Source organism: Mixta gaviniae (assembly GCF_002953195.1).
Classification (GTDB): Bacteria; Pseudomonadota; Gammaproteobacteria; order Enterobacterales; family Enterobacteriaceae; genus Mixta; species Mixta gaviniae.
On the sequence record NZ_CP026377.1, the window covers coordinates 4008844 to 4025817 of the forward strand.

A 16974-nucleotide genomic window follows, 5' to 3' on the forward strand; every position below is an offset into this window, starting at 1 on the left:
TATCAGAAAAGGCTGCGTTTTCTTAAACATCCCTTGCCACAAAACGTTCAGTTTATACCTGCGCGTTTACTTATACCTTTTTCAGCACCAAAAGAAAAACCCCCCGCCATCACTGACGAGGGGTTTTCAGACTTAGCAGTCAGGGGGCAATTACATCATGCCGCCCATACCGCCCATGCCGCCCATACCACCAGCAGCACCTAAGTCGCCTTTGTCTTCTTTCGGCAGGTCAGTCACCATACATTCGGTGGTGATCATCAGGCCGGCTACGGACGCAGCGTACTGCAGAGCAGAACGGGTAACTTTGGTCGGATCCAGGATACCGAAGTCGATCATGTTGCCGTACTCTTCGGTCGCGGCGTTGTAACCGTAGTTACCGTCGCCCGCTTTCACCATGTTCGCCACAACAGACGGCTCTTCGCCGGCGTTAGCCACGATCTGACGCAGCGGCGCTTCCATTGCGCGCAGCGCAACTTTGATGCCGACGTTCTGATCTTCGTTCTGGCCTGTCAGCTCAGCGATTTTCGCCGCTACGCGCACCAGCGCCACGCCGCCACCGGCAACCACGCCTTCTTCCACCGCAGCACGGGTTGCGTGCAGGGCGTCTTCAACGCGCGCTTTTTTCTCTTTCATTTCAACTTCAGTTGCTGCGCCCACTTTCAGAACGGCTACGCCGCCTGCCAGTTTTGCTACGCGCTCCTGCAGTTTTTCTTTGTCGTAGTCAGAGGTCGCTTCTTCGATCTGCTGACGGATCTGAGCAACGCGGCCCTGGATAGCGTTTTCTTCACCCACGCCATCGATGATGGTGGTGGTGTCTTTGTTGATCACAACGCGTTTCGCCTGACCCAGATCTTCCAGGGTGGCTTTTTCCAGTTCCATACCGATCTCTTCAGAGATAACGGTACCGCCGGTCAGGATAGCGATATCCTGCAGCATCGCTTTACGACGATCGCCGAAGCCCGGTGCTTTCACCGCAGCCACTTTCACGATGCCGCGCATGGTGTTGACCACCAGGGTCGCCAGCGCTTCGCCTTCTACATCTTCAGCGATGATCAGCAGCGGCTTGCTCGCTTTCGCGACCGCTTCCAGTACCGGCAGCAGTTCGCGGATGTTAGAGACTTTTTTATCAACCAGCAGGATGAACGGGCTGTCCAGTTCTACCGCGCCAGTTTCCGGCTTGTTGATGAAGTAAGGAGAGAGGTAGCCGCGGTCGAACTGCATACCTTCAACCACGTCCAGTTCGTCCTGCAGACCGGTGCCTTCTTCAACGGTGATGACGCCTTCTTTGCCCACTTTCTCCATCGCCTGAGCAATCAGGGTGCCCACGGTTTCGTCGGAGTTAGCGGAGATGGTGCCGACCTGCGCGATAGCTTTAGAGTCGGAGCAAGGTACGGACAGGGTTTTCAGCTCTTCAACAGCAGCGATAACCGCTTTGTCGATACCGCGCTTCAGATCCATCGGGTTCATACCGGCGGCAACGGCTTTCAGGCCTTCGTTGACGATAGACTGCGCCAGTACGGTTGCGGTGGTGGTGCCGTCGCCTGCAGCGTCGTTCGCTTTAGAGGCCACTTCTTTCACCATCTGCGCACCCATGTTTTCGAACTTGTCATCCAGTTCGATTTCACGTGCAACGGAGACGCCATCTTTAGTGATGGTCGGCGCACCGAAAGATTTATCCAGAACCACGTTACGACCTTTCGGGCCCAGGGTAACTTTAACTGCGTCTGCCAGGATGTTCACGCCGCGCAGCATTTTTACGCGAGCGTCATTACCGAATTTTACGTCTTTAGCTGCCATTTGAAATTTCCCTTAAATTCGTATGTTCGATGGATTTCGCGTAATCAGGCTTCAACGATTGCCAGAATGTCGCTTTCAGAGATAATCAGTACTTCTTCGTTGTCGATCTTCTCGGTTTTAGCGCCGTAACCTTCGCTGAAAATCACAACGTCGCCCACTTTCACATCCAGCGGCTTCACGCTGCCGTTTTCCAGGATGCGACCATTGCCCACAGCCAACACTTCACCGCGCGTAGATTTACCCGCTGCGGAGCCGGTCAGAACGATGCCGCCAGCAGATTTGGATTCAACTTCTTTACGCTTGACGATAACGCGATCGTGCAATGGACGAATTTTCATTTGATAGCTCTCCTTTGAGAAGTCCAATCAGTCATTTTGGGATGAATGCCGGGCTTATGGGGCTTCCGGCCTCGTGGCTCAAGAGATAGGGACAGCGGCGATCGCTTTCAAGGGGCAAAAATAAAAAAATTTTTTAGCCGCCGCCGATCGCCCCGATTCCCTTAACGGATTGAAGAAAAAAGGGTGATGGCGCCAGGCCATCACCCTGAGGTGAAAAAGATCAGCGATCGTGACGATCGTCGTCGTGGCCGAGACGATCGTGTTCTTTACGTTCGTACTCGCCTTCCATGGTGTAGCCACTGTCAGGCCCGGCGCCCGGGCCGCGCCAGACGCGCAGGTGCGGCATCAGCTTCAGCGTCAGGTGCTTCTGCACCGGCGGCAACAGCAGCAGCAGGCCGAGCAGGTCGGTAAAGAAACCCGGCAACAGCAGCAGCACGCCGGCGATAATCAGCGACACGCTTTTGATCATTTCCGCCGCCGGGCTTTCGCCCTGCGCCAGCTTCTGCTGCATCAGCATAAAGTTCTTCACGCCCTGGTTTTTCACCAGCGACACGCCGATGCAGGAGGTGAAGATCACCAGCATCATCGTCAGCAGCACGCCCATCACGTGCGCCACCTGGATAAACAGTGTGATCTCAATCCAGGCGAGTACAAACAGTATTAATAACGGTAACCAGCGCACCGTATTCTCCTTTAGTCGGGCCGCCGCGCCTGCTGCGCGACGGCGATATTCGGTACCAGGCAGCCCGCGAACGCGCCCTTGGCGACGGCGCGTTCCTCGCCGCGTTACCCTCGGCGGCCTGAGTAGATTACAGAGATGGGTCCCCGCACGCTATTTTTCAACCATCGCGGCCGATTTTCCCCCTTTCTGCCTCTTTTGGGATTATGATCACATTGTGGAGTGAGTAACGCGCCGTTTTATATCCGAATTGCGATCTCCGGTCAGATATTTCCATCGCTTCAGCCTATGATCGGGCAGCCGGCTGAGGATGGTCAACAGTGCGGCGCTGGCTTTGTACAACACGATAAACACATCACCTGTAACGATGTAACCGGTAGCTCTAACAAGAAGGTTCCCATGGCAAATAACATTCGTATCGAAGAAGACCTGTTAGGCATGCGCGAAGTTCCGGCGGATGCCTATTACGGCGTTCATACTCTGCGTGCGATTGAGAATTTCTGTATCAGCAGCCACAAAATCAGCGACATTCCTGAGTTTGTGCGCGGCATGGTAATGGTGAAGAAAGCAGCGGCGTTGGCCAACAAAGAGCTGCAAACCATTCCGCGCAACGTCGCCAACGCCATTATCCAGGCCTGCGACGAGGTGCTGAATAACGGCCGCTGCATGGATCAGTTCCCGGTTGATGTCTATCAGGGCGGCGCAGGCACTTCGGTGAACATGAACACCAACGAAGTGCTGGCCAATATCGGCCTTGAGCTGATGGGGCACCAGAAAGGGGAATACCAGTACCTGAACCCCAACGATCACGTCAATAAATGCCAGTCCACCAACGACGCCTATCCGACCGGGTTCCGCATCGCGGTGTACGCCTCAATCCTGAAGCTGCTGGACGCCATTTCCCAACTCGGCGACGGCTTTGAGCGCAAGGCGGTCGAGTTCGAAACCATCCTGAAAATGGGCCGCACCCAGCTGCAGGATGCGGTGCCGATGACGCTCGGCCAGGAGTTTCACGCTTTCAATGTGCTGCTGAGCGAAGAGATTAAAAATATCACCCGCACCGCCGAGCTGCTGCTGGAAGTAAACCTGGGCGCCACGGCGATCGGCACCCGGCTGAATACGCCGGACGGCTACCAGCAGCTGGCGGTGCAGAAACTGGCGGAAGTGAGCAACCTGCCGGTGACGCCGGCGGAAGATCTGATCGAAGCGACATCCGACTGCGGCGCCTACGTCATGGTGCATTCCGCGCTGAAACGTTTGGCGGTGAAGCTGTCGAAAATCTGTAACGACCTGCGCCTGCTCTCATCCGGCCCGCGCGCCGGCCTGAACGAAATCAACCTGCCGGAACTGCAGGCAGGCTCATCGATTATGCCGGCCAAGGTCAACCCGGTGGTGCCGGAGGTGGTCAACCAGGTCTGCTTTAAAGTGATCGGCAACGACATCACCGTTACCATGGCCTCTGAAGCGGGCCAGCTGCAGTTAAACGTGATGGAGCCGGTGATCGGCCAGGCGATGTTCGAATCGATCCAGATCCTGACCAATGCCTGCTATAACCTGCTGGAGAAATGCGTCAACGGCATTACCGCCAATAAAGCGGTGTGTGAAGCCTATGTCTTTAACTCCATCGGCATTGTGACCTATCTCAACCCTTACATCGGACACCATAACGGTGATATCGTCGGCAAAATCTGTGCGGAGACCGGCAAGAGCGTGCGGGAAGTGGTGCTGGAGCGCGGCCTGCTAACCGAAGCGGAGCTGGACGACATCTTCTCCGTTCCCAATCTGATGCGCCCGGCTTACAAAGCAAAACGTTATACCGATGAAAACGAAAACTAAGCCAGATCCTTAATTTCCTCAAGGCACGTCTGTTCTCCCGAACGACGTGCCTTTTTCATTATGGCGAACTACAAATCATTAACTGCTTTTTAGCATTCTTTTAAGGAGTCAAAGTATGGTGGGGATAGAGCTGATTATCGTCCTGCTGGCGATCTACCTGGGCGCCAGACTGGGCGGCATCGGCATCGGCTTTGCGGGCGGTCTGGGGGTGCTGGTGCTGACCCTGCTGTGTCAGATGAAGCCCGGCGTCATTCCTTTCGACGTGATTGAAATTATCATGGCGGTGATCGCCGCCATCGCCGCGATGCAGGTGGCAGGCGGCATGGATTATCTGGTGAGCCTGGCCGAACGGCTGCTGCGCAAACACCCCCGCTACGTCACTTTTCTGGCGCCGCTGGTCACCTACTGCATGACCCTGCTGGCCGGCACCGGCCATACTGCCTTTTCCACGCTGCCGGTGATCGCCGAAGTGGCGAAAGAGCAAGGGGTGCGGCCGTCGCGTCCGCTCTCTATTGCCGTGGTCGCCTCGCAAATCGCCATTACCGCCTCGCCTATCTCCGCGGCGGTGGTGTTTTTCGCCGGTATTCTTGAGCCGCGCGGCATCAGCTATCTGGCGCTGCTGGCGGTCGCCATCCCTTCCACTATGGCGGCGATTTTCGTCGCGGCGCTGGTGACTAACTTCCTTGGCAAAGAGCTGAAGGATGACCCGATCTACCAGGCACGCCTGGCGAAAGGCGAAGTGACGCTGCGCGGCTCCAGCGTGTTTGACGAGAAGCCCGGTGCGAAGCGCTCGGTGCTGCTGTTTCTGATTGGTATCCTGGCAGTCATGCTCTACGCCACGGCGATCAGCGACAACGTTGGACTGATCCAGAACCCGGTGCTGCCGCGCAACGAGGCGATTGTGGTGTTTATGCTGACCATCGCCACGCTGATCTGCCTGACCTGCAAAGTGGATACCAGCGAGATCCTGAGCGCCAGTACCTTTAAATCGGGTATGAGCGCCTGTATCTGCGTGATGGGCGTCGCCTGGCTGGGCGACACCTTTGTGAAAGGCCATATCAATGATATTCAAACCCTGGCGGGCGAACTGCTGAACCACTATCCGTGGATGCTGGCGCTGGTGCTGTTTTTCGCCTCTACCCTGCTCTATTCGCAGGCGGCGACCGCCAAGGCGCTGATGCCGGCGGCGCTGATGCTGGGCGTTTCGCCGGTGACCGCCGTCGCCTCGTTCGCGGCGGTCTCCGCGCTGTTCGTGCTGCCGACCTATCCCACTCTACTGGCGGCGGTAGAGATGGACGATACCGGCTCGACGCGCATCGGTAAGTTCGTCTTCAACCACTCCTTCCTCATCCCCGGCACCCTGGCTATCGTACTGTCGGTAGCGTTTGGCTTCCTGTTCGGCAATTTAGTGCTGTAAAGGGGGCGGCTGACCCGGCGCAGGCCGGGTTACGCCTGCTTACCACCTGCCAAATCGATCCGTAGCGCCCCGTGCTATGATTGCGCTTTTCGACACAAGGAGCAGGCTATGACTTTATCTACCGCCGTCATCGTTCTTTGCACCGCGCCCGACGCCCGCCAGGCTGAACGGCTGGCCGACAAGGCGCTTAGCGCGCGCCTCGCCGCCTGCGTCACCGTGCTGCCCGGCGCCACCTCATATTATGTCTGGCAGGGAAAGCGCGAAACGGCCAGCGAAGTGCAGATGCTGCTGAAAAGCGACGTGACCCACCAGCAGGCGCTGATCGATCTGCTGAAAGCGGAGCATCCTTACGACACCCCTGAACTGCTGGTACTGCCGGTACAACATGGAGAGAGTGATTACCTGTCATGGCTCAGCGCATCGCTTCGATAATTTTTCTGCTGGTCAGCGCGCTTTTCAGCATTGCATCCCACGCGGGCCTGTTTGACGCCGGCCCGCGCTCGCAGTTTGTGCCGGTCGACCAGGCGTTCGCCTTCGACTTCAGCCAGCAGGGCAACCGGCTGACGCTGCGCTGGCAGGTCAGGCCAGGCTATTACCTCTATCGCCAGCAGATTAGCGTGACGGCGCAGCAGGCAACCCTCGCGCCGCTGCAGCTGCCGTCGGGCCAGCCGCACGAGGATGAGTTTTACGGCAAAAGCGAAATTTATCCGCAAGATCTGACGGTGCCGGTCACGGTTACGCAGGCGGGCGCGCAGGCAAGCCTGACGCTGCGCTATCAGGGCTGCGCGGCCGCAGGCTTCTGCTATCCGCCAGAGACGCGGGTCATTCCGCTGAGCGCGGTAGCGGCGACAGACGCGCCGGCCGCTGAGCCGGATAAACCCTCTTCTGCGACGCAGTCGCAGAGCGCATCCGGCGCCGCAAACCGTGCCGCGGCGCCATTCTCTGCGGCGCAGCCGGCCGCTGAGCCGAACGCGGCCTCTTCTGCGACGCACTCCGCCGCGCCGCTGCCCTTCTCGCCGCTCTGGGCGCTGCTGATCGGCATCGGCGTCGCCTTTACCCCCTGCGTATTGCCGATGTATCCGCTGATTTCCGGCATTATTCTCGGCGGCGAGCGACGGCTGTCGATGGGACGCCTGCTGGCGCTGTCGATGGTCTACGTGCAGGGCATGGCGCTGACCTACACGCTGCTGGGCGTGGTGGTGGCCGCCGCCGGGCTGCGCTTTCAGGCAGCGCTGCAGCACCCCTATGTGCTGATCGCCCTCTCCGCGCTGTTTGTGCTGCTGGCGTTATCGATGTTCGGCCTGTTCAGCCTACAGCTGCCCGCCAGCCTGCAGACGCGCCTGACGCTCTGGAGCAACCGCCAGCAAGGCGGCTCGCTGCCGGGCGTCTTTCTGATGGGGGCGCTGGCGGGACTGATCTGCTCGCCCTGCACCACCGCGCCGCTGAGCGCCATCCTGCTCTACATCGCCCAGAGCGGCAACCTGCTGGCGGGTGCCGGCACGCTGTGGCTCTACGCCTTCGGCATGGGCCTGCCGCTGATCGCCGTCACGCTGTTCGGCAACCGCCTGCTGCCGAAAAGCGGCCCGTGGATGCAGACCGTTAAAGAGGGCTTCGGCTTTGTGATTCTGGCGCTGCCGGTGTTTCTGCTGGAGCGCATCGTCGGCGATCTCTGGGGGCTGCGTCTCTGGAGCCTGCTGGCGGTGGGATTTTTCGCCTGGGCATTTATTACCAGCCTGCGTTCGCCGCGCGGCTGGATGCGAGTGGCGCAGGTACTGCTGCTGGCGGCGGCGCTGGTCAGCGCGCGCCCCTTACAGGATTGGGCCTTCGGCACGGAAGCGGTGCGCGCGCCGCATGCCGCGCTCGATTTCACGCCGGTGGACGATATCGCGCAGCTGGATGCGCAGCTGAAACAGGCACGGGGCAAAATCGTGATGCTCGATCTCTACGCCGACTGGTGCGTCGCCTGCAAAGAGTTCGGCAAGTACACCTTCAGCGATGCCGGTGTGCGCCAGGCGCTGTCGCAGATGGCACTGCTGCAGGCGGACGTTACGGCGAACAGCCCGCAGCAGAGCGCGCTGCTACAGCATTTACAGGTGCTGGGTCTGCCCACCATCCTGTTTTTTGATGCGCAGGGCCAGGAGATCCCCGGCTCGCGCGTCACCGGCTATCTGGACGCCGCCGCTTTTCGCGCGCATTTGCAGAAACTGGCGCGGTAAACGACACTGGAGTCAGGTTCAATGAACGTGACTCCCGATTTACCGGTAGAGGAACGCTTACAGGAGGAGTCTCACGTGCAACGTGAACAGGTACTCGACCACGCACTTAACGTGCTGGAACATAATGGCCTGGCGGGCACCGTCTCGCTGGAAGAGCTGGCCGCTGAGGTCGCTGTCCCCTATGCGCAGCTGCAACGCTTCTGGCCCACCCGCGACGCCCTGCTCTATGACGCGCTGCGCTATCACGGTCAGCAAATCGATAACTGGCGTCGCCAGCTGCTGCTGGATGATACGATGAACGCTGAGGAGAAACTGCTGGCGCGCTATAAGGTGCTGGAAGAGTCGGTAGGCAACGGACGTTTTCCCGGCTGCCTGTTTATCGCCGCCTGCAGCTTCTATCCGCAGCCGGATCACCCGGCGCACCAGCTGGCCGAGCAGCAGAAGCGCGCCTCCTGGCAATATACTCACGAGCTGTTAACCCTGCTGGAGACCGATAACCCGACGCTGGTGGCCGATCAGATGGAGCTGATTCTGGAAGGATGCCTGAGCAAACTGCTGGTGAAACGCAATCGACAGGATATCGCCACCGCGCGCCGCCTGGCGGAAGATGTGCTGCGTATCGCTCTGTGTCGTCGAAATGGCGCATTAACCTAACAAATTTTCATCATCCTGCGCGAAAAGCAGGCGGTCAGCCGCAATCTGATAACTTTTTCTCAGAAAGCCGTTGACGCCTTGCGGCCTTTACGGTTTAATGCGCCCCGTTGCCCGGATAGCTCAGTCGGTAGAGCAGGGGATTGAAAATCCCCGTGTCGGTGGTTCGATTCCGCCTCCGGGCACCACTATTCGAAGCACGCTGGTCAGAGGTGAGAAAACTGACGGGCGTTTAACGGGAGTGGTACTTGTTGATGTTGATCCTCACATCAGCATACATCAAGAAGTTACCCTCTCGATTAGGGAGCCTGCTGACACAGGCTCCCTTTTCTCGATCACTGTGAATAATTACAATGACGTGACTGAATGTCAACCATTGTAAAACATCTCTTCAGCCTTATCGGTGTAAAGTGCCATTTCCTTTTCCAGCGCCTGGCTCACAATATCCATACTGATATCAACATATTCCATTGTTGTACTCACGTTGCGGTGCCCCAGCAATCCCTTAACCAGCTGCAGGTTTCGTTCAGGCGAGCTCATCAGTGTCGTGGCAAGGGTGTGCCTGAACCGGTGGGGAGAAACATCAAATCCGCACTCTTTTGACAGTCTACGAAAAAAAGAGCGTAACGGTTGCAGCGATGGTTTTTCCGAAAGAGACGCCCTTTCTGCAGGCGAAGAGACAAACCGCTCATAGTGAAAAAGCGCATCATTATTGCCGGCACCGCAGTCCCTTGCACGCTGAAGCAATGCTTCCAGTCTCGGTCGTAAATGACTGACAACGGGAACCCGCCATTCCCGGTACGTTTTACTGCCTTCCGCTCTTAATTCAATCCACCCATCGTCAAGAGACACATCTTTTAGACGTATATGGAGCAGTTGATTTTGCCGCATACCAGTGTAACGCAAGGTGTCCAGGACAGTCAGCCAGTACCATACTGGCCTCAGAGCGCATTTAGATTCGGTTCTGGGCTCAGAAGCAAATTGCTGCATAGTTAGCCAGATTTTTGTCATCTGGTTTTTTGTTAGCGTTTTTTTACGCTTCTTGTCCTGTTTGACCGATACGCCATTGAAGGGATTTTTACTTAAGTTCGTCAGTTGAGAAGTGATGGCAAAATTATACAGGGCACGCATATGGCTGACCTTATTGTTCCAGGTATGTGCAGAAAGGCACTGCTTCTTGAGCACATGCCTTCGCCACTCAAGCACATCGCGACTGGTTATGCCGTAAGGCGGACAGGCTTCCCCGATATGCTTCCTGAAACCACGAACAACCTTCTTATAACTCCACTCGGTATCTTCGCGCAGCGATTTACAGAAAAAGTACTCATCCATAAGTTCCTGCCAGAGCCAGTCAGCACTATTTTCGTTCATTTTTTCCATTCCTCTCTTAGTAACAGTAACGCACCAGATGTCAGACCGACGTTGTGGTCAGGGGAACAAAATGAACTGACTGTCCTGAGGGATGGTCTTTCTGTATACCCGCCTGCTTTTCACCAGGTAGCCTTTTACCCGTTTGAACCTCCCGGACTTGTCGGGTGTATCGTAAAGCTGAGCAAAATAAAATCTCCTGTTATCACGACGCTTATGCAGGTTAAGTCGCTCAAAAGAAGCCTGAATGCTTTCCCGTTGAATAGTCGAACCAGTGGCCTTAAGGTAGTCGAAAAAGATACCGGGGACGGGTAAAAAGACATAGCCGGCAATAACATGGATTTTGTCTGCTTTACCATTAAAACTAATATCTCCCCGATTGAGTCCCTCCCGGAGCCAGTCAAAAAACTGTTCTCCTTCCGCTACGTCAGTACCGGAGACTGCTACGGGTACGGAATCTGATCTTTCATCACATTTGTTAACAATTGCAACCTGAGAATAGTCCGAGTTTCCTTTTGCAGACGGTTCCTTTTCATTTGCGGGGTCTTCTATCTTTTCAAGGGGTTCTGACGATTGCTGTTCCTCTGCAATCACAACGGACACGCCTGCCTGTACCTCACCTTCATTTTCTGAAGCTTTAGCATCTCCTGACATGTCGAAAAGAGAAAGGAGAGCATCAGCATCATCTTCAGAGGGCAGAGAGTCAGAGCCAGTACTTTTTTCGATTTCGCTTAAAACACTTTCTGCTTCGTTTTCTTCACGGCTTTTAACTGGTGAATCACTAAGCTGAGTGGGGTTATCAATACCTGTGGCAAGTGTAAAGATCTCAGGGGAAGATGGATCAGTTGCCCCGCTCAGAGCTGTTTGTTCAGATAACATATCTGTAGGTAAAACCGTAGCGCCCCCCTCATTTGAAAGGGCTGTATTTACTGGAATTTCACCTGCATAAGAACCTAAAATTTCCGCAGGTTTCCTCTCCATCAGAGGAGACTCTGTTTTCTCAGCTGCTTGTTTCATCAGGCTTCGGATCAACGGCATTGCCGGATGCTGGTTCCATAAGGCCCCGGCAAGATTGCCCAGAGCTTCGGGATTTTCTGCCAGCCAGCCTGTCGCTTCCGCTGGCATAAGTTGTCCGGCTGCCAGCGCTGCAAAAGCTGAGGAGTTGTCAGCTTCCCGGAAGCGAAATCGATAAGGCGAGTCCGGAACGGTTATTCCCGGAAGCCAGCTTTTACCATCAAGCAGCTCCCCCTCCAGAGACGCCAGGAGCGGCAAATGCCAGAACAGTGCAGACCAGAAAATGACCGTATTCCACATCACGTTTTGCTCTGCCTGCTCTTCTGGCGCAGCTCCGGGTGGAAACATGTATCCTTTGGCCAGTCTGACCGCACAGGTTGTGAACTGCAGCGTAAGGTCCCCGAAGCCGTCTGACTGCGACCACCTTCCCTGCTGTGTTGCCGGCACATTCTGTACCCTGGCCAGTAAGCCATGCAGTGGCGTTATATAAAACCGGTGATAAACATCCGCCGGAAGTGAGCTGTTTTCCCATATTTGTTGCAGGCAGGTTTTTCTCAACGGGCTACAGCACAGCGTATCGACCGTACGCGGAGCGTGGTAGCCGGCAGGTGTGAAAGCGGATACATGACGTGCTGGTTCCGGTTCACCTTTTGAAAACAGAAACCTCAGAGTCCTGATTCTGTCGCGCATGATTTTCTCCTGGTATAGGGCTGCCCAGTGTTGTGACACTCCCCGCGCTTCACCATAAAAAACCAGTTACTCATTCTCAGAAGTTTTTCCCGTTTCTTCGTGGCTGTCGGCACTCTCTCCATTTCCGGACGGTACGGTTTCGTACGTCGTCTCGCGGTTTTTCCCGCCTTCATCGCTCAGCCAGCGCATCAACTCGTTAAGCACGAGCGTTCTTCTGGCCCGGGTGACAGCCACGTACAGCAGGTTGGTCTCATCCTGCCGCTCATCCTGCGAAAGAAGCGGGTCGGTAATGTCGGTAAAATCCTCACTCAGCATCACCACCGGCCATTCGAGCCCCTTGCTGCGGTGTGCGGTTGAAACCGTGACCTGAGCCTCTTTTTCATGAGTGACGACCTGACGGCGCATAATGGCCAGCTTTTGAGGGAGCGGGAAAAAGTCATCGAGCAGGCGAATAGCCTGGTTCATCTCCACGTCCTGCGTGGCTTTGGCTATCGAGCAGTACTCGTCAAAATCCCGGTAGTCCCGGCTGAAGCGCGGGGACTGCATCTTTTCAGGCATATCGGCGGAGAACCAGTACAGATCCTCAAGCTCTTCGGTCTTGTAGCCTTCAATCCCGCCGACCCAGAAGACCTTTTTCTCCATGAGACTTGCCGTTAAAGCACTCCCAATCACACCGGATACCGTCCGGCTCAGTACAGCAATGTGCTCAGTTCCCTCCGGAATTCGGGTCACCACACTGTCTTCCCCCCGTTGCCTGTTACCTGTTTATCTTCACCGGCACGGTCCAGCAGGATGTTGGCCATACGCGCGACCTCAGGGCCAAAACGAAAACTCGCCGTCAGCCACAATTTGTCTGCCTGCGCCAGCTGAGGGGCATTGAGCGCGTTATCCGCCCCGCGAAAGCGGTAAATCTGCTGGTAGCGGTCGCCGACCAGGATGACCCGGCAGGGCTGATTCAGTACAAACGCACTGGTCACCGGGTTAGCGTCCTGCGCCTCATCGAAAAGGATGGTATCCCAGCGTGTTGATAAATCAGGATGTGAAAGCTGGAAAAGTTTAAGGTAGGTGTCGTGCGTGACGGGAAAGGTTGAATCAGTACGGCTCATTTCATACCAGAGGATTTGGATTGCCCCCAGAATTTTACCGGCATCGAGACCGTGGCGATCATCCTCAGACGGCAGATGTATCAGCCCCGGCTCAGTATCTGCACTGCAGAGGAACATGTTCAGCCCGCTTAGCGCCAGCCGCGCCAGCGGCCAGTGGCGGGTATTGAGCTTGCGGGCCACATCCGTAATGCGCAGACTGGCTGTCAGCCGGTCACGGAAATGCCTGCCGAAACGGGCCCATGCCAGCTGATGCGACGTTTTACACTCTACGTTATAGGGGAATTTGCGTTCAGCCTCATCCCGCACAGCGCGATTATAGGCAAGGTAAAGCATCTTACTTTCCGGGTTGGCTTCAGCGTAGTTCACTAACGTGGAGGTTTTGCCTGTGCCTGCAAACGCATTTACCACAAGATGATTACCCTTCCATTCGATGATGGCGTTTTGTTCGGCTGTTGTTTTCCAGGTCACTGTGTTCTCCCGCAGCAGCAGATGTGAAAAAAAACAGCCTGACAGCGGGAAGAGTTCACTACGATAAAAAACCAGATACCGTGCTTCAGAAATAAAAAACGCTCCCGGGCGGGAGCGTGTGGATGTGATTATGCCGCCTGCAAGTACCGTGGATCCAGACGAACAGGCCAGCCGCCGAGATAGTGCCCGGGGGTATAGAGTATCCGGCGTCGTTCATTCGCCAGGGTATTACCTACCACCACTTCGCCGGCAATCCCGCACAGGGACAGCTGTATGTAAGCCATTCCGGCCGCAAGCGGATCGATATCTGTCGCGGATACCCACAGATACCGGTGCGGTGGCCACCCCGCCTTTTGCAGAACATCAGCAAATGCCAGCACCATGCAGCCGGCACCGCACGCAGGTTCACTCAGGGTGATGAAGGGTTTGTCACGGAACAACGCTTCAGTGTCGCCCAGCTGCATGGCCGCCATCATTCTGGCCACGTCCCAGGGCGTGAAAAACTGCCCCCTGTATTTGTCACCCAGCTCCAGCTGCATAAAGACGCGGCCAAGGAAGTCCCCGGGCGCTTCACCCAGCCCGTTAACAACGTGGGCCAGCAGCTGCGCCATGCGCGTGACGTCCTCCTTTTCGTATCCACCGACTATACGCAGATACTTTTGCTCCTGCGCTTCACTGAAGTGAAGCCGGTTTTCCAGCGCGATGACGCTGCAGCTGATGAAGTCTTCAAACACTTTAAACCGGTGATGATACCGGGCCGTCTGACTGAACAACTTAACAAAGGCTTTTTCGTGGTTAATCATGCCAGGCATGCGTCTTCTCCATAAAAAAAGGGAACACGCACCCTGACCAGGGGACGTGTCCCCTGAGGGTAAAAAGCCACGGCATTGCCGTGGCTGGGTTAACGGAGGAACAGGCTTTTACCCCCGGACCTCACGATAAGATGCTGCTTCCTGAGTCGATAACGCCGGCTCATCGCTGACGAGATAAAGCACCTGACCGGGCTGAGACGCGCCGGCCGCACCTTTGTGTCCGTCGACATGTTCGCCGCCGTCATAGCAGTCGTAACCGCTGAGCCCGCTCACGGGCTCGCTGTAGCTGTGACGCACCTCGCAGTCAAATACCGCAGAAATTTCCCCGACAACCTCACCTGACGGCGGAAGCCAGGGCGTATCCATCTGCAGCGTAAGACTGTTTGGCGAATGCCGCTGCCAGTTGACATTGTGCCCGGCAGGCCACTCCATGCCGTACTGCCGGCAGTAGAGGCTGGTTGTGGTCGATACGCCTGACATCAGCCCTCCGGAACCGTTCAGCTCTGCTGCCAGCCGCGTAGGTATGACGGCCAGCATATCGCAGGGCTGGGAGCGTTCAGGATACTGGCTGAGCCGCTCCCAGGCAGTTGCGGCATCAGACTCATCGCCGGCGCTGACCAGACCAAACCAGTCGGTGTATTGCCTGGCAATCAGCTCCGCCATAACCTCACGTGCCGGGTCGGGAATATTCTCCCATTTCAGCGCGCCCAGACCTGACTGGTGATACAGCCGGTCAATGGCCCGGATGGTTTCCGCATCGAGGATGGCATCCTTCAGCAGGAGCGCCAGCCAGCTTTCAAACGCCTGATTGGCCGCAGTGGAAAGCCCTGTGCCTGCACGGACCAGCCCCTGACAGGGCGGATACGACGTTGTGCGCACCGGCTTGAGTATCCCCGCCGCGCCAGCCAGAAAAAGCTGTATGCTCTGCTGCACTGCGTGGCGGTGACGCGGTACGTCAGTTCCGTTTATCCACTGCAGCATGACATCAATGCAGACGGATTTACCGGTGATTTCCAGGCGGTTATGACACCATTCGGACATAGTGAATACTCCTCTTTCATAAAAAAAAGAGGACACAGCCCCGTGAGGAGCGGTGTCCTCACGGGAGGGCGACAGTTACGGAATAACCGCCACCGGATAAGTTAATTACGCCGCCACAGCCTGACTTTCAGGCAGTGCCAGTAGATATTCCGACGCTTCCCGGGCATGCCGGCAGGCGCGGAACAGGGCCTTTTTGTCAGATTTCAGCACCTTCAGCCAGTGGTCCACATAGCTGTCGTGCTGAACCTCACCGAATACCCCGAGTTGGGCACACAAAAACGCACTGCCCATTTCGGCGATGAGCTCCTCAAAGGCATACACCGGGTCCCCGAACTTGCGGGATGAGGAGGTTATCCCCTCCCGGTTAAGTCGCTTCGCATGACCGGTACTGTGTACCAGTTCATGCAGCAGCGTGGACCAGCAGTCCGCCTCCGTAAAAAACTGCTCAGCCACCGGCATCACAATTTCATCCGTCAGCGGACGGTAATAAGCCCGGTTCTGAGGCAGCATCCGGTGTTTAACCCCTGTGGCGTTAAACATCCGGATCACCCTGTTCATCACGTCCGGGCTGAGTATGCCGTCCTCATCCACCGTCGGCGGTTGCTCAGGTGAAGCCGCAACCTCTGCCGGCAACCCCTCACACTGCTCAGCGTTGAACAGCTGCAGGGGTTTAAGCATCGGCACGGTTTCCATCAGCGGTTTACCGTCACTGTCATAAAGGCGGTTGCCTTCGCGATCCTCCGCCTGCTTCGTCCAGTCCTTATAAACCACCGCCAGGGTGGCTTTCTCACCCTTACGCACCTGCCCGCCAGCCTGCTGCGCCTGCCGGTAAGTCATCCAGCGGTTATTGCGAAAACCCTGCTCTTCCGCTGACATCCAGAGAAGCAGGACATTCACGCCGCTGTAGTGACGTCCGGTTGTGGCATTTAGGGGCAGACCGGCCAGACCGATGCCGGCAGCCGCGCGCCACGGCTTACGCCAGGGCGCGACGCCGTTTTCCAGAGCGACAACAATGCGGTCGGTGATCTGACGATAAAGGTCAGTATGTTTTGCCGGACGGCGGGCCGCCTTGTGTGAAGTCGTTTTTTTCATGAGATATACCTTTAATCAGAGGCATACCCCTGCGCCGGCGGGCGCAGAGATACGCCCGTCGACGGGAAATTCAGAAGTCAGTTACCATGCGGCATAAAACCACAGGTATTCATGTTCAAAGTCAAAATCACTGAGCAGGCTTTCCAGCCTGTCACGCAGGGTGAAAACGTACTGCAGCCGGCGCTGAAGAAGCTGATTATCCTCATTCCCCTCTGTAAATGTCGCAATCGCACAGTCCAGCCTCTCTTTCAGTTGCTGAATATGCTCGCGTGACAGTTCCAGACAGGTCGCGTTTTCCACCTCACCGACATGCTTATCCACCCAGGTAATCAGTGAAAAATCGCGGCTCAGTTCATACACCGGATGATACGGTGCCGGTACTGCGACGATCTGCCTGTGCTGGCTGTAGAGAAAAATATCCAGTCCCATACGGGCCTCCTTCGGTTCAG

14 protein-coding genes, 1 tRNA gene and 1 pseudogene are annotated in these 16974 nt (G+C 56.4%); 6 read left to right on the forward strand and 10 right to left on the reverse strand.

What is annotated here, in order from left to right; genetic code table 11:
• Positions 1-150: 150 nt before the first annotated feature.
• From groL to C2E15_RS18800, 3 genes are all read right to left on the reverse strand, one after another.
• Positions 151-1797, reverse strand: a complete 1647-nt coding sequence (gene groL, locus C2E15_RS18790) for a chaperonin GroEL (protein ID WP_104958720.1) — start codon at positions 1795-1797, stop codon at positions 151-153.
• Positions 1798-1841: 44 nt separating this feature from the next.
• Complete coding sequence (locus tag C2E15_RS18795; protein ID WP_038623833.1) at positions 1842-2135, reverse strand: co-chaperone GroES; 294 nt, start codon at positions 2133-2135, stop codon at positions 1842-1844.
• Between the two features lie 220 nt (positions 2136-2355).
• Entirely contained in the window at positions 2356-2817 is a 462-nt protein-coding gene (locus C2E15_RS18800; protein WP_167391900.1) for an FxsA family protein, read from the reverse strand.
• A gap of 396 nt (positions 2818-3213) precedes the next feature.
• Here C2E15_RS18800 and aspA point away from each other — a divergent pair, with 396 nt between their 5' ends.
• The 6 genes from aspA to C2E15_RS18830 all read left to right on the forward strand — a co-directional run bounded on the left by aspA (position 3214) and on the right by C2E15_RS18830 (position 9122).
• Positions 3214-4650: an aspartate ammonia-lyase gene (gene aspA, locus C2E15_RS18805; protein WP_104958722.1), complete on the forward strand. Its 1437-nt coding sequence runs from the start codon at positions 3214-3216 to the stop codon at positions 4648-4650.
• A 115-nt stretch (positions 4651-4765) separates the two neighbouring features.
• On the forward strand, positions 4766-6067 hold the full coding sequence (locus tag C2E15_RS18810) for an anaerobic C4-dicarboxylate transporter (RefSeq protein ID WP_104958723.1): 1302 nt from the start codon (positions 4766-4768) through the stop codon (positions 6065-6067).
• A 108-nt stretch (positions 6068-6175) separates the two neighbouring features.
• The gene (gene cutA / locus C2E15_RS18815) at positions 6176-6499 is read left to right on the forward strand and encodes a divalent cation tolerance protein CutA (protein WP_104958724.1); all 324 of its coding nucleotides are present in this window, start codon (positions 6176-6178) and stop codon (positions 6497-6499) included.
• Positions 6475-8283 (forward strand): protein-disulfide reductase DsbD, encoded by a 1809-nt coding sequence (locus tag C2E15_RS18820; RefSeq protein ID WP_104958725.1) that lies wholly within the window; start codon positions 6475-6477, stop codon positions 8281-8283. The genes cutA and C2E15_RS18820 overlap by 25 nt, the downstream gene beginning before the upstream one ends.
• Positions 8284-8358: 75 nt before the next feature.
• Positions 8359-8937, forward strand: coding sequence for a division control transcriptional repressor DicD (dicD, locus tag C2E15_RS18825; RefSeq protein ID WP_104958726.1), 579 nt, complete (start codon positions 8359-8361; stop codon positions 8935-8937).
• Between the two features lie 109 nt (positions 8938-9046).
• A tRNA-Phe gene (locus tag C2E15_RS18830) sits at positions 9047-9122 on the forward strand.
• A 181-nt stretch (positions 9123-9303) separates the two neighbouring features.
• Here C2E15_RS18830 and C2E15_RS18835 read toward each other — a convergent pair.
• The 7 genes and pseudogenes from C2E15_RS18835 to C2E15_RS18865 all read right to left on the reverse strand — a co-directional run bounded on the left by C2E15_RS18835 (position 9304) and on the right by C2E15_RS18865 (position 16954).
• Entirely contained in the window at positions 9304-10305 is a 1002-nt protein-coding gene (locus C2E15_RS18835) for a tyrosine-type recombinase/integrase (RefSeq protein ID WP_006781417.1), read from the reverse strand.
• A gap of 57 nt (positions 10306-10362) precedes the next feature.
• Positions 10363-12006: a conjugal transfer nickase/helicase domain-containing protein gene (locus tag C2E15_RS18840; protein ID WP_006781415.1), complete on the reverse strand. Its 1644-nt coding sequence runs from the start codon at positions 12004-12006 to the stop codon at positions 10363-10365.
• A gap of 66 nt (positions 12007-12072) precedes the next feature.
• Positions 12073-13580 (reverse strand): annotated as a pseudogene (locus C2E15_RS18845) (UvrD-helicase domain-containing protein).
• Between the two features lie 128 nt (positions 13581-13708).
• The gene (locus tag C2E15_RS18850) at positions 13709-14392 is read right to left on the reverse strand and encodes an N-6 DNA methylase (protein ID WP_006781411.1); all 684 of its coding nucleotides are present in this window, start codon (positions 14390-14392) and stop codon (positions 13709-13711) included.
• 108 nt (positions 14393-14500) lie between these two features.
• A complete protein-coding gene (locus C2E15_RS18855) occupies positions 14501-15433 on the reverse strand; it encodes a DUF1281 domain-containing protein (RefSeq protein WP_006781409.1) in 933 nt (310 codons plus the stop codon).
• Between the two features lie 105 nt (positions 15434-15538).
• Positions 15539-16525: an ArdC family protein gene (locus C2E15_RS18860; RefSeq protein ID WP_006781408.1), complete on the reverse strand. Its 987-nt coding sequence runs from the start codon at positions 16523-16525 to the stop codon at positions 15539-15541.
• Between the two features lie 81 nt (positions 16526-16606).
• Positions 16607-16954, reverse strand: coding sequence for a hypothetical protein (locus C2E15_RS18865; protein ID WP_006781405.1), 348 nt, complete (start codon positions 16952-16954; stop codon positions 16607-16609).
• Positions 16955-16974: the final 20 nt, after the last annotated feature.